Here is a 13,866-nt window from a genome sequence, read left to right on the forward strand (position 1 = left end):
GGCACGGCAGGACGTCGTCGTCGACGCCCTGGCAGATGGTGACAGACGCCGCGCTGCGGCGGCAAACGAGGATGCGGCCGCGCTGCGCGGCCCGCCGTCGTCCCGGGTGCACGACTCGGCTGCGGCACGCCGTGCGTGCCGCAGCCGAGTCATGCACTCAGCGAGGGGAGGGCGCGTCAGCCACAGCTCGACGCGTCGTAGGCCGTCTCGACCACGACCTCCCTGTCCCCGGCGCTCGCCGACACGGTGGCTGTCCCGGCCTCGACCGAGGTCGAGCGCGTCGAGAACGTCTGCTGGGCGGACTTGCCCGGCAGGACGCCGACCATGGTCTTCGTGCCGAACGGCGTCCTGAGCACGACGTCGACCGGCACCGTGTCGTCGTTGACGGCACGGACGCTCAGCGAGACCTTGCCCGCGAGGCACTTGGCCTGGACGGTCACGGACACCGCGACCTCGGGCTCGGGCTCGGCGCCCAGGTCCTTGACGCGGATGTTGCGGTAGGAGACCGTCTCACCGTTGCCGTGGTTCTGGATCCCGATGAACCCGCTCGACAGGTCACGAGCCGGGTCGGTGCTCGTGAAGTCGTTGACGAGCACGTCGTTGAGGTAGATCCGGATCCGGTCCCCCTCGACGCGGATGTCGTACGCGTTCCACTGCCCGACGGGCTTGAGGGCCGCGGTCACGGCCGCCGCGTCGGCGCCCTGGAACGTGTAGATCGCACCGGTCGTGCGGTCAGCGGCGTCGCTCGCGTCGATCTGGATCTCGTACCCCTTGTTGACCGCGACCCAAGGGTCGTTGCCGGGGTTCGGGAAGCCGACGAACACGCCGCCGTTGTCGTCCTTGACGAGCTTCCAGTCGAGCTTGAGCGAGTACTCCTCGAGCTCCTCGGCCGTGTACCAGAGCAGGCCCATGCCACCGTTGGTGCGGATCGAGCAGTCGTCCTGACGCCCGAACGTGCCGGCACCGGCGAGGCTCCAGTCCGCGAGGCTCGCGAGGGTGCCGTCGAAGATGCCGCGGTAGCCGTCCTCGACGTCCGCCGGGGAGCAGATGTCAGGGTTCTGCCCGATCGACAGCACGTCGAGGTTCACGTTGCCCTGGTCGCCCTGGTCGTACTTCAGGGTGACCGTGTTGTGGCCCGCCACGAGGGCGACCTCACGGGTGATCGTGTCCCACTTCTTCCAGTCGCCGGTCGTGGGCAGCGTCCACGGGCCGACCTTCTGATCGTTCACGTAGAGCGACACGTCCTTGGAGCGCAGCTCGGTGTACGGGTGGATGCCGTTGGCGTAGCGCAGGTTGAGCGGGTAGGTGCCCGCCTCGGGGACCGTCACGGAGAACTGCCGACCCGAGCCGACGTTCTGCATCCCGGCGGCGAAGCCCGTGCCGGAGTAGTTGCTGTGGTCCGAGCCGAGGCTCGAGCCACCGAGCGGCTGCGCCTCCTCGGCCTCGTACCAGCCACGCTCGGCCGGGGCGACGTAGCCCGGCAGCGAGTTGAGCGTGTACCAGGCCTCGGTGCTCAGGAGCTCGGCCCCCTCGTTCGAGGCGAACGGACGCGGCGAACGCAGGTGCACGACGTGGCCGGGCTTGAGCCCGTCGACCGTCAGCGTGACCGTGGTGCGGTCCTCGGACACGATGGCGTCCGTGACGAACAGCGGCTGCTCGTCGACCTTGGGGCCGCCGTACTGCTGGGTCGGCACGTAGCGCCACTGTGTGAGGCGGTAGGCGTCGGCCAGCTTCGCGACCACGGCGTCGGACACCGGGTCGGTGTACTCGATCTCGAACCCGCCCTCGACGACGCGCATCTCCACCATGTCGAACGAGTCCTCGTTCACCGTGGTGAGCTTCTGCAGGCCGAACCGCAGCTTGCCGGACTCACCCCAGTTGCCGCCCTCGCCCGTGCCACCGACGTACAGCGCACCGTCGGGGCCGGTGATGACGCGGTTCGCACCGACCTCGAGGCCCGCGGTGTGGCGGAAGACCGCACCCTGGAACTCGCCGTCGACCTTCTCCAGGAACGCACGCTGGAGACCGCCGTACGTGACGTCGCCCAGGAGCATCTGGCCGGCGAACTCGCCGTCCTGCACGAGGATCGGGTTGCCCGGGGAGTTGGCGATCTCGTTCTGCGGGAGCCACAGCGCGGGCTGGGAGACGGGGTTCGCGTCGAACGGACCGGCCGGCGTGGTGAAGTGGTTGAAGAACTTGTCCTGCTCGATGTGCACGAGCTTGTTCGCGGGCAGCCATGCGCCCTGGTTGTCCGTCCCGAAGATCTCGCCCTCGGGGCCGAAGCCGATCCCGTTCGGGGTGCGCAGACCACCCGCGACGTACGTGACCTCGCCCGTCGCGCGGTCGATCTTGATCGACGTGCCTCGGTTGGCGGCGGGCTGCGGCGTGGTCGTCGCGCCGCCGTTGTCGATCGCGACGGAGAGGTTGACGTAGAAGTAGTCCTCGTCGTGGATCAGGCCGAACGCGAACTCGTGGAAGTTCCCGCCGTCGGGCCACCCGGCGATCTTGGTGTGCGTGTCGTAGAAGCCGTCGCCGTCCGGGTCGGTGAGCTGCGTGAGCTGGTACCGCTCGGAGACGAAGATCGAGTCCTCGATGACCTCGATGCCCATCGGGTTCAGCAGCTTGTCCGCGACCTTCGTGACGGTGACGTCCTCCGGTCCGGTCGCGTCGATCACACCGTCGAGGAGGTACACCTCACCGGTCGTCGGGTCGGGCCGCCATCCGCCGGAGCTCACGTCGCCCGTGGTCACGACGGCAAGCTTCTCGTCCGGGGTGAAGGCGAGGCCCGAGACCTTGGGCTCGAAGCCCGCGGGGCGCAGGTCGACGAGCTCGTAGTTGGGGTTGACCGCGTCGAGGCGCAGCCCGTCGCCCGAGGTGTCCGTCGCCCCCTCGCAGTACTTGTTGCCGGGCGCGGTGACGCGCACGACGTTCGCCTCGGTGCTCAGGGCCGACGTCGGGACGACCACGAACGTCGACGACCCCGGGGTCTTCCACGCGAGCGTCAGGCGCTGCTTGTCCGTGCCCTCGTAGTACTCGACCCGCAGGTCGTGCGCTCCTGCGGTGAGGGTGATCGCCCCCTCGACCGACGTCGAGTCGTTCGGGCCGTCGTTCTCGAGGAGGAGCTGGTCGTCGACGTAGACGAGCGCGCCGTCGTCGTTCGTCACGCGGAACGTGTACTCACCCTCGGTGGGGACCGTGAGCGTCGCGAGGGCGTGCGTGATGAAGCGGTCCGACGCACCGAACTGCTCGGGCGTGCTCCAGTCGATGGTCGGCATGAGCTTGTCGACGTTGGGGGTGGTGCCCGACTTGAGGGTGCACACGGACCCCGGGTCCTGAGCGAGCTGGAAGGTGCGCAGCGTGACGCCGGGCTCCATGGTGTCGGCCGCCTGTGCGGCGGGGAGCGCTCCGGCGAAGGCGAGCGGGACGAGCAGGGAAGCTCCGAGCAGGCCTGAGAGACCTCTTCGATGACGCGGTGAGGTGTGCACGAGTGTTCTTCCTCCTTGAAGACGGGTCGGCAGTGACCACGTCGGAGCCTAAGGAGGCTTTTGCCTACTGTCAACCAAAAGTCCCATGTCGGTCAACAGATTTGACCGGGCGGCCGGGCGGCCGGGCCGCCTGGCAGCCAGGCGGCCGGGCCGCTCAGCGCGGCTCGCGGCTCGCGTCGTGGTGGATCGCGATGAACACCGACCAGGGCTCGCCGTCCGCCGCGGGCTCGCGCTGCCGGAAGTCCTCGAGGACCTCGTTGAGTCGTCGCGAGAGCTCGTCCCTGCCCTCGGCGTCGAGCCGCAGGCCGAGCCGACCCATGTCGACGCGCGCCGGGTCCGCTGCGGACAGCTCCTCGAGGAACGCGTCGAGCAGCACCCGGTGGCCGCCAGGGCCCAGGTCTGCGGTCCACGACTTGCCCGTCGCGAGGTACGGCACCTCGCGCGCGCCCCGCGCCCCCGTACGGGCGGGCTGCGCCGCGAGGAACCCCCGGGCCACGAGCGTCCGGACGTGGTGGAGCGTCGTCGCCGGGTTCTTGCCGAGGGCCTGGGCGATCTCCTTGTTGGTCCGCGGCTCGTCGAGGCAGATGCGCAGGATCCGCACCCGCAGGGACGACGCGAGCGCGCGTGCGTCCGCGTCCCGCTCGGCGTCCGAGCCGGCCGCCCTCGGCAGGCCGGCGGTCGGCGCGTGCGCACCGCGTCGCGCGTCCACGGGCGACGGGTCGGGGACTGCGCGCGAGGGGGGCATGCCCCCAGGCTAACCGATTGACAGTTCCCAATCACTTGCACCACGCTGTCCCCATGACGCCCGACGGACCGGTACGCGCCACCGCGCCGCCCCGCAGCCTGGTCCACCACCGGGACTTCCGCCGCCTGTGGGGCGGCGACGCGCTCGGGCAGCTCGGCGCCCAGCTCACGGGCTTCGTCCTGCCCGTCTTCGCCGTGTCCCACCTGCACGCGAGCGCGTGGCAGATGGGCGCCCTCAACGCCGCCGAGACCGCGGCGTTCCTGCTCCTGAGCCTGCCGGCGGGCGCGTGGGTCGACCGCCTGCGCAAGCGCCGGGTCCTCGTCGCTGCCGACCTGGCACGCGCGGCGATCCTCTCGGTCGTCGTCCTCGCCGCCCTGACCGGCCACGCGAGCATGGGCCTGCTCATCGGTGCCGCCGTGGTCATCAGCGCGTTCAGCCTCTTCTTCGACGTCGCGCACCAGAGCTACGTCCCAGGCCTCGTCGGGCTCGACCACGTCGTCGAGGGCAACTCCAAGCTCCAGGCGACCCAGTCCGTCGCGATGATCGCAGGTCCGGCGATCGGCGGGTTCGCGCTGCGCGTCCTGTCCGCCCCTCTCGTCATGGTCGCGACCGTCGGGACCTACCTCGCGAGCGCGCTGGCGGTCTCGCGGATCGGCCACCACGAGGACCTGCCCGACCCGACCGAGCGACGTCCGCTGCGCACCGAGATCGCCGACGGGCTGCGGTTCGTCGCGAGCGAGCCGCTGCTCCGACGGATCCTGGCCTGCACGGCGCTCAGCAACCTGGGCGGGGCGATCGGCAACGCCGTCCTGGTGATCTTCGCGCTGCGCACGCTCGACGTCGGGACCTCGACCTACGGCGTCGTGCTCTCGGCGAGCGCAGCGGGCGGGCTGCTCGGCGCCGTCCTGGCCGACCGGGCGTCCCGCTGGGTCGGCCCCGCCCGGATCATCCCTGCCTCCGCCGTGGTCACCGGGCTGTCCTACGCCATCACGCCTGCGGCGGCTGTCGTGGCCGTGACCGGCGCACCGGCCGCCGTGGTCCCGGTCGTGCTCGTCGTCGGTGGCTTCGTGTTCAACCTCGCGGTCGTGGTCTACAACGTCGCGCAGGTGAGCTTCCGTCAGCGGCTGTGCCCGCCCGCGCTGCTGGGTCGCATGAACGCCTCGGCCCGCTTCATCGTGTGGGGCCCCCTCCCGATCGGCGGTCTGCTCGGCGGGTGGATCGGGTCGGTGTGGGGCGCGGCCCCCGCGCTGTGGGTCGGGGCCGTCGTCATGACGCTCGGCGCCCTGCCCGTCGTCCTGTCGCCGCTCGCGCGCACGACCGAGCTCCCGGTCCCCGCCCACGACTGACCCCGGACGCCCCGAGCGTTCGCGGCCGGACCCTCGCTCGCGGCGTCGGCGTCAGAGGTCGTACGTCGCGACGAGTGCGGCGTGGTCGCTCCAGCGGCTCTCGTAGTCGTCGGCACGGTCGACCTCGACCTTGACGGCGTGCTCGGCGAGCGCGGGCGTCGCGAGCTGGTAGTCGATGCGCCAGCCCGAGTCGTTGACGAAGGCCTGACCACGCCAGGACCACCAGGTGAACGGGCCGGGGCCCTCGCCGCCGTGCTTGCGGCCGAGGTCCACCCAGCCCAGCTCGTCGAACCAGGTGTCGAGGTACGCGCGCTCCTCGGGGAGGAAGCCGGCGGACTTCTGGTTGCCCTTCCAGTTCTTGATGTCGACGTTCTTGTGCGCGATGTTCAGGTCCCCCGCGACGACCGCGAGCCCGCCCGCCGCGGACAGCTCGCGCAGCCGCTCGGTGACCTTCTCGAGGTAGGCGTACTTCTCGTCCATCTTGGGCGTGCCAGCGGTGCCGGAGTGGATGTACGTCGAGACGACCGTCAGCTTCTCGCCCGAGGCCAGCTCGAGGTCGGCCTCGACCCACCGGCCCGTGTCGACCGGGGGCTCGGGCTCGCCCTTGCCCAGCCCGATGCGCACCGCGGTCACGGGCAGGCGTGACGCGACCGCGACCCCTGCGCGGCCCTTGATGTCGCACGCCTGGTGCGCGACGTGCCAGTCCTCGCCGACGAGCTCGTTCAGGATCTCGTCGGGAGCGCGGACCTCCTGCAGGAGCATGACGTCCGGGGTGCGCGCGGCGACCCAGGCGTCCATCCCCCGGCGGTAGGCGGCGCGGATCCCGTTGACGTTGGCGTTGGCGATGGTGAGCACCTCGACATCAAACCCCACGCCACCCACACGGGCGAAGCCCGGCGGGCGAGACGCTGGTCACGACCCGCCGCGGACCCGGTGCGCGCGTGGCGTCGAGGTCACGCCCGTCCCGGCGGGTCGGCCGGGAGCGCGGCCTCGCGGAACCTCCCCGCGAGGAGCACGGTCGCGAGCGCCAGCACGGCGAGCACCCCGAACCCGATCCGCAGCGCGTCCGTCGTCGCGAAGACTCCCGTCATGACGCCGCCGAGCACCGCGCCCACGTACGTGAAGACGTTGAGCCGGGCCACCGCCCGGTCCGTCGCCTCCTCGACCGTCGGGGCCGCCGGGGCCGTCGGGGCCGCCGGGGCCGTCGGGGCCGTCGGCGTCACCGCGCCGGCCAAGGGCCGCGCACCCGCGACCGCGGCGACCGACTCGGCGGCCCGGTCCCCCGCGGCCGAGAACGCCATGGGCGCCACGACCCCGAGCCCGAGACCCGTCGCTGCGAACCCGAGCACCGCGAGCGGCCACACCGGCGAGACCGCGACGAGCCCCAGCCCGAGCACGCCCACCGCACCACCCGACGCCACGACGCGCACGCGCCCCCACCGCTCGACCGCGCGGTCGCCCAGGAGCCGCGAGCAGATGAGCATCGCCTGGTAGGCACCGAACCCCAGCGGCCCGACGACGGCGCTCGCCCCGAGCACGCCCTGCAGGAACGTCGCCCCCCAGCTCGAGACCGCGGAGTCCGCGACGGGGAAGGCCAGCATCGCGGCGCCGAGCACGAGGACGGTCCCCGCGCCGACCATGCCTGTCGCACCCCGCGCGCCCCGCGCGGCGGATCCCCTCGCGGCGGCACCTGGTTCCCCCTCCCCGCGCTCTGCGGCACCGCCGCCTGCCCCCGGGACGGGATCGGCGCCGTCGGGCACCGCCGGGGCGCGCCCCTTCCGCGACCCCACCACCTCCCCCGCGACCGCGACCGCCGCGGTCCGCGAGAGCAGCCCCGCCCGCAGCACGAGCACCGCCATCACGACCACCCCCGCGACCAGCGCGAGCGACACCGGCAGCGCGAGCCCCAGGGCCGCGGCCCCCGAGACCGCGAGCGACCCGACGACACCGCCCGCGGCGTTGGCCGCGAAGAACGCGGCGATGAGGCTGCGCCCGTAGGCGCGCTGCACGTCGATGCCCTGCATGGACGTCGAGGCGTCGACCGACCCGAGCGCCAGCCCGTACACCGCGAACGCGACGAAGAACGCCCCGAGCAGCCCAGCCCCCGCGCTCAGACCGACCGCGAGGATCCCCGCCGCCGCCACGAGCAGCCCGCCCGTCACGACGCGCGCCGACCCGAACCGCGCGGCGAACCACCCGGACAGCGCGCTGCCGGTCGCCGCGCACACGCAGACGCCCAGGATCACGAGCGTGATGACGTCGGGGCCGATGCCCAGGTAACGCTCGTACGTGGGGACGTTGGTCAGCATCACGGCGAAGCCGAAGCCCTGCGCCGCGTACGCGGCCGTGGCGCTGCGGCGCGCGCGTCGGACAGGGACGGGGACGGCGTGGGGCGCAGGGACGAGGGCCGCGATGCCGTCGTCTCCCCCGGCCCGGGACGCGGGGGTCATGGCGGAACACTAGTCCTGCTCGGCGGCTCGGCACGACAGCGCGTCAGGAAAGGACGGGACGGGCGCGACCCGGTGGGGGCGCCCGTCCCGCCGTACCGCGGAGCGGGAACCTCAGGCGGTGATCCCCGCGGCGCGCTCGGCCGAGTCCACGACGTTCGCGAGCAGCATCGCGCGGGTCATGGGCCCGACGCCCCCGGGGTTCGGGGAGATCCAGCCCGCGACCTCGGCCACGGCCGGGTCGGCGTCACCGACGACGCGGCTCTTGCCGGTCTCCTCGTCGACCTCGCGCGAGACGCCCACGTCGATCACGACGGCGCCCGGCTTGACCATGTCGCGCGTGATGATGCCCTGGACGCCCGCGGCAGCCACGACGACGTCGGCGCGCCGGACGAGCGAGGCCAGGTCCTGGGTGCCCGTGTGCGTGAGCGTCACGGTCGCGTTGACCGCACGGCGCGTGAGCAGCAGGCCGATCGAGCGGCCCACGGTCACGCCGCGGCCCACGACCACGACCTCCTTGCCCGCGAGCGAGATCCCGTGGCGCTCGACGAGCTCGATGATGCCGCGCGGCGTGCACGGCAGCGGCGACGTGACCTCCTCGTTGACGCGCAGCACGAGGCGGCCGAGGTTGGTCGGGTGCAGGCCGTCGGCGTCCTTGTCGGGGTCGATGAGCTCGAGCACGCGGTTGGTGTCGATGCCCTTGGGCAGCGGGAGCTGCACGATGTACCCCGTGCACGCGGGGTCGTCGTTGAGGCGGCGGACCGCGGCCTCGATCTCCTCCTGCGTGGCCTCGGCCGGGAGGTCCTCGCGGATCGACGCGAGCCCGATCTCGGCGCAGTCACGGTGCTTGCCCGCGACGTACCACTGCGAGCCCGGGTCGTCCCCGACGAGGAGGGTGCCGAGACCCGGCAGGATGCCGTGCTCGGCGAGGGTCGCGAGGCGGGTCTTGAGCTCGGACTTGATGGCGGCGGCCGTGGCCTTGCCGTCCAGGATCTGTGCGGTCATGGGGGCTCCTCAGGGTCTGGCGGGGGTGAGCGCACCGCTGGGTGCGGAGCCTGTCGCGGATCGGCCGGATCGACGACGGGTGCTCCGCACCCAGCGGGTCACGGGCTTACTGCGACAGACCCGGGTACAGCGGGAAGTCGGCCGTCAGCCTGCTCACGCGAGCGCTCAGGCCCTCGACGTCGGCGCCCGCGCCGGCCTTGAGGGTCGCCGCGATGATCTCCGCGACCTCCGCGAACTCGGTGTCGCCGAAGCCACGCGTCGCGAGCGCGGGCGTGCCGATGCGCAGGCCCGACGTGACACGCGGAGGGCGCGGGTCGAACGGCACGGCGTTGCGGTTCACCGTGATGCCCACGGCGTGCAGGAGGTCCTCGGCCTGCTGGCCGTCGAGCTCCGAGTGGCGCAGGTCCACGAGCACCAGGTGGACGTCCGTGCCGCCCGTGAGGACGGACACGCCCTTCTCGGCGACGTCGGGCTGGGCCAGGCGGTCCGCGATGATGCTCGCGCCGCGCAGCGTGCGCTCCTGGCGGTCCTTGAAGTCGTCCGAGGCGGCGATCTTGAAGGACACGGCCTTCGCGGCGACGACGTGCATGAGCGGGCCGCCCTGCTGACCCGGGAACACCGCGGAGTCGATCTTCTTGGCGTACTCCTCCTTGGAGAGGATGAAGCCCGAGCGGGGGCCGCCGATGGTCTTGTGGACCGTCGAGGACACGACGTCGGCGTAGGGCACCGGGGACGGGTGCAGCCCGGCGGCGACCAGGCCGGCGAAGTGCGCCATGTCGACCCAGAGCTTGGCACCGACCTCGTCCGCGATCTCGCGGAACGCCGCGAAGTCGATGTGGCGCGGGTACGCGGACCAGCCGGCGATGATCACGTCGGGGCGCGTCTCGAGGGCCGTCTTGCGGACCTCGTCCATCTCGATGCGGTAGGACTGCGGGTCCACGCCGTACGCCGAGACGTCGTACAGCTTGCCCGAGAAGTTGATCTTCATGCCGTGCGTGAGGTGGCCGCCGTGCGCCAGCTCGAGGCCGAGGATCTTGTCGCCCTTGTTGATGAGGGCGTGCAGCACGGCCGCGTTCGCGGTCGCGCCCGAGTGCGGCTGGACGTTCGCGTGCTCCGCGCCGAACAGCGACTTGGCGCGCGCGATCGCGAGGTTCTCCGCGACGTCGACCTGCTCGCAGCCGCCGTAGTAGCGGCGGCCCGGGTAGCCCTCGGCGTACTTGTTGGTCAGGACGGAGCCCTGCGCCTGCAGGACCGCGCGCGGCACGAAGTTCTCCGAGGCGATCATCTCGAGGGTGTCGCGCTGGCGCGCGAGCTCTCCGTCGAGGACCGCGGCGATCTCCGGGTCGACCTCGAGCAGGGACTGGTTCAGGACGTTGTCCGGCTGGGCGCTCATGCGTCTCCTTGCGTGTGTCTGCGGATGACGGTCTCGCGGAAAGGCGTGCTCCATCCGGGCACGCTCCCCGCAGGGGGCGACCCGGGGCCCAGGCGAACGACCCGTCGTCTACACAGCATGCCGCTCCCCGGTGGTGATCCACCATCCCCGTCCGTCCCGCGGCCTCCCGGAGGGCGGCGTGCGGGGCGCGGGTGCGCCAGTCGCGACGTGCACGATCCTAGCCCACGTCCGCAGCGCGCGGGAGCGACGGCCGGGTCGTGTCGTCCGGTCACCACGCCGGGGCGGCAGCCCGTCCCTGCCCGACGGCGGAGCGCACCTCGGACGGTCGGGTCACCCCGCCGGGCGGGCCGCCGCCGCGAGACGGGTGCTCCCGCACGAGACGTGTGGTCCGGCACCCGCCCAGGGGCCCGTCTCGTGCCGGACCACCCGTCTCGTTCGGGCCCGGGCGGCCCCGGCCGCCGCGACCGCCGCGGACGGACCGGGGCGGGCGACGCCGTCGGACCCCGGGCACGACACGGCGGGGCGCGTGCGACCCCCGTCGCACGCACCCCGCCGGTCGGCGACGCAGGGAACGGTGTGCGCCCTCCCCCTCGTCACCAGGTGCCGGCTCAGGCGAGCGCGGCACGCCTCTTGCTCAGCAGGTCGAACGCGACCGCGAGGAGCAGGACCAGGCCCTTGATCGCCTGCTGCCAGGCGGCGTCGACGGCCATGATCGACAGACCCATGTTGAGCACGCCCATGATGAGCGCACCGATCATCGCGCCGGACACGCGTCCCACACCGCCCGCGACCGCGGTCCCGCCGATGAAGCAGGCAGCGATCGCGTCGAGCTCGTAGTTCATGCCCGCCGCAGCCACGCCGGCCCCCGCACGCGACGTCGTGATGACGGCCGCGACAGCCGCGAGGACGCCCATGTTGACGAAGATGCCGAAGTCGACCCGGCGCGAGTTGACGCCCGACAGGACCGCGGCGTGACGGTTCCCGCCGATCGCGTAGATGTGCCGGCCGAACACGCTGCGGTTGAGGACGAACGAGTACGCGATGATGAGGACGCCGACGATGAGCAGCACGATCGGGGTGCCGCCCGAGCTGAGCGACAGCCAGTACGTCACGACGCCGATGAGCACCGCAGCCAGGACGATCTTGACGACGAACGCGGGCATCGGCTCGACCGCGAGCTCGTGACGACGCAGCGACATCCGCGAGCGCCACTGCGCGACGGCGAACGCCACGATCCCGATCGCGCCGATCACGAGCGTCACGACGTCGAGGTCGCCCACGAACCCGAACCAGTTGGGCACCGACCCGTTGCTGATCCCGATGAACCCGGCGGGCAGGCCCGCGACCGTGGTGCCGACCAGGACGATCGCCAGACCACGGAAGATCAGCATGCCCGCGAGCGTCACGATGAACGCCGGTATCCCGACGTACGCGACCCAGAAGCCCTGCCACATCCCGACGAGCGCACCGACCCCGAGGGACAGGACGACCGCCAGGAGCCACGGCAGCTCCCACTGGCTCATCATGATGGCGCACAGCCCGCCGACGAACGCGACGACCGAACCGACCGACAGGTCGATGTGCCCGGCCACGATCACCATGACCATGCCGATCGCCAGGATCATCACGTAGGCGTTCTGCTGGATGAGGCTCGCGACGTTGTTCGGGTACAGCAGGCGCCCGTCCGTGAGGACCTGGAACAGCAGGACGATCACGAGCAGTGCCGCGACGATGCCGTACTGGCGGACGTTGCGGCCGAGGTATTCCCTGACGGCGTTCATCGGACGTCGACTCCCTTGTCCATGGTCATGTAGTGCATCAGTGCTTCCTGGGTGGCGTCGGCTCGCGCCACCTCGCCGGTGATCCGGCCCTGGCTCATCGCGTAGACGCGGTCGCACAGGCCGATGAGCTCGGGGAGCTCGGAGGAGATGACGATCACGGCCTTGCCGGCGTCGGCGAGGGCGTTGATGATCGCGTAGATCTCGTACTTGGCACCCACGTCGATGCCACGGGTCGGCTCGTCGAGGATGAGGACGTCCGGGTCGGAGTACACCCACTTCGACAGGACGACCTTCTGCTGGTTCCCGCCCGAGAGCTTGCCCGCGACGGCCTCGACCGTGGGCGCCTTGATGCGGAAGTCCGTGCGGTAGCGCTCGGCGACCTGCGTCTCGGCCTGCGAGTCGACGACGCCCCAGCGGGACACCTTGCCCAGGGCCGAGGCCGAGATGTTCTCCCGGATCGTCTGGATGAGGTTGAGGCCGTACCGCTTGCGGTCCTCGGTCGCGTAGGCCAGCCCGTGCCCGATCGCCTCGGCGACGTTGCGGGTCCTGATCGGCGATCCGTTCTTGAGGACCGTCCCGGAGATCCGGGAGCCGTACGAGTGGCCGAACACGCTCATCGCGAGCTCGGTGCGCCCGGCTCCCATGAGGCCGGCCATGCCCACGATCTCGCCCGCGCGCACGAACAGGTTCGCGTGGTCGACGACGACGCGCTCGGTGTCGATCGGGTGGTGGACCGTCCAGTCCTCGATGCGCAGGACCTCCTCGCCGATCGTCGGCTCGTGGTCCGGGAAGCGGCTGTCGAGCGAGCGGCCGACCATGCCGCGGATGATGCGGTCCTCGGTCACGGGCTCGTCACCGTGCAGGTCGAGGGTCTCGATCGTCGCGCCGTCGCGGAGGATGGTCACGCGGTCGGCGATCGCGGCGATCTCGTTGAGCTTGTGGCTGATGATGATGCAGGTGATCCCGTGGCTGCGGAACTCGTCGATCAGCTTGAGGAGGTGGGCGCTGTCCTCGTCGTTGAGCGCCGCGGTGGGCTCGTCGAGGATGAGCAGGTCCACGCGCTTGGACAGCGCCTTGGCGATCTCGACGAGCTGCTGCTTGCCGACGCCGATGTCCATGGCCTTGGTCGCGGGGTTCTCGGACAGCCCCACGCGCTCGAGCAGGGCCGCGGCCTCGCTCGTGGTGCGGTGCCAGTCGACGACGCCCGCGGTCGCCTTCTCGTTGCCGAGGAAGATGTTCTCCGCGATCGACAGGTGCGGCACGAGCGCCAGCTCCTGGTGGATGATGACGATCCCGCGGGCCTCGCTGTCCCGGATGGTCCTGAACTCGCACGCCTCGCCGTCCATGACGATCGTGCCGTCGTACGTGCCGTGCGGGTAGACGCCCGACAGCACCTTCATCAGGGTCGACTTCCCGGCCCCGTTCTCCCCGCAGATCGCGTGGACCTCGCCGCGGCGCACGTCCAGCGTGACGTCCTGCAGGGCCTTGACGCCGGGGAACTCCTTGGTGATCCCCCGCATCTCGAGGATGTTGCTCTCGCTGGCCATGGGTCAGCTCCTCACTCGTCCGTTCCTTCTCGACGGCCCGTCACCGCGGGGGTGCCGCGGCGACGGGCCGTCGCCCGTCCTGCTGCGCGTGGCGTGCCCGGCCCCGGGGAACGGTGC

Annotated in this window: 9 protein-coding genes and 1 riboswitch; of the genes, 1 reads left to right on the plus strand and 8 read right to left on the minus strand. The window is 71.7% G+C overall.

Annotated features, from left to right (window positions below):
- Nucleotides 1-176 precede the first annotated feature (176 nt).
- Both NHG27_RS15380 and NHG27_RS15385 read right to left on the minus strand, forming a co-directional pair.
- Complete coding sequence (locus tag NHG27_RS15380) at nucleotides 177-3,485, minus strand: 3-keto-alpha-glucoside-1,2-lyase-like domain-containing protein (RefSeq protein WP_497016875.1); 3,309 nt, start codon at nucleotides 3,483-3,485, stop codon at nucleotides 177-179.
- 154 nt (nucleotides 3,486-3,639) lie between these two features.
- Complete coding sequence (locus NHG27_RS15385) at nucleotides 3,640-4,230, minus strand: winged helix-turn-helix domain-containing protein (protein ID WP_193718775.1); 591 nt, start codon at nucleotides 4,228-4,230, stop codon at nucleotides 3,640-3,642.
- A 53-nt stretch (nucleotides 4,231-4,283) separates the two neighbouring features.
- On the opposite strand from NHG27_RS15385, the gene NHG27_RS15390 reads away from it, so the two are divergent.
- A complete protein-coding gene (locus NHG27_RS15390; RefSeq protein WP_497016876.1) occupies nucleotides 4,284-5,576 on the plus strand; it encodes an MFS transporter in 1,293 nt (430 codons plus the stop codon).
- 51 nt (nucleotides 5,577-5,627) lie between these two features.
- Here the strand turns inward: NHG27_RS15390 and NHG27_RS15395 are convergent, their stop codons facing one another.
- The 6 genes from NHG27_RS15395 to mmsA all read right to left on the minus strand — a co-directional run bounded on the left by NHG27_RS15395 (nucleotide 5,628) and on the right by mmsA (nucleotide 13,749).
- Nucleotides 5,628-6,431, minus strand: coding sequence for an exodeoxyribonuclease III (locus NHG27_RS15395; RefSeq protein WP_193718773.1), 804 nt, complete (start codon nucleotides 6,429-6,431; stop codon nucleotides 5,628-5,630).
- Nucleotides 6,432-6,529: 98 nt separating this feature from the next.
- Complete coding sequence (locus NHG27_RS15400; RefSeq protein WP_497016877.1) at nucleotides 6,530-8,026, minus strand: MFS transporter; 1,497 nt, start codon at nucleotides 8,024-8,026, stop codon at nucleotides 6,530-6,532.
- Between the two features lie 111 nt (nucleotides 8,027-8,137).
- Nucleotides 8,138-9,028, minus strand: a complete 891-nt coding sequence (locus NHG27_RS15405; protein ID WP_193718771.1) for a bifunctional methylenetetrahydrofolate dehydrogenase/methenyltetrahydrofolate cyclohydrolase — start codon at nucleotides 9,026-9,028, stop codon at nucleotides 8,138-8,140.
- Nucleotides 9,029-9,134: 106 nt separating this feature from the next.
- The gene (gene glyA, locus NHG27_RS15410; protein WP_193718770.1) at nucleotides 9,135-10,421 is read right to left on the minus strand and encodes a serine hydroxymethyltransferase; all 1,287 of its coding nucleotides are present in this window, start codon (nucleotides 10,419-10,421) and stop codon (nucleotides 9,135-9,137) included.
- A gap of 79 nt (nucleotides 10,422-10,500) precedes the next feature.
- Nucleotides 10,501-10,591, minus strand: a riboswitch (ZMP/ZTP riboswitch).
- Nucleotides 10,592-11,029: 438 nt separating this feature from the next.
- Nucleotides 11,030-12,202 carry a multiple monosaccharide ABC transporter permease gene (gene mmsB / locus NHG27_RS15415; protein ID WP_193718769.1) on the minus strand — a complete coding sequence of 391 codons (1,173 nt, stop codon included), beginning with the start codon at nucleotides 12,200-12,202 and terminating at the stop codon, nucleotides 11,030-11,032.
- Entirely contained in the window at nucleotides 12,199-13,749 is a 1,551-nt protein-coding gene (gene mmsA, locus NHG27_RS15420) for a multiple monosaccharide ABC transporter ATP-binding protein (RefSeq protein ID WP_193718768.1), read from the minus strand. The genes mmsB and mmsA overlap by 4 nt, the downstream gene beginning before the upstream one ends.
- Nucleotides 13,750-13,866 lie beyond the last annotated feature (117 nt).

It is taken from the genome of Oerskovia sp. 140933, assembly GCF_059651515.1.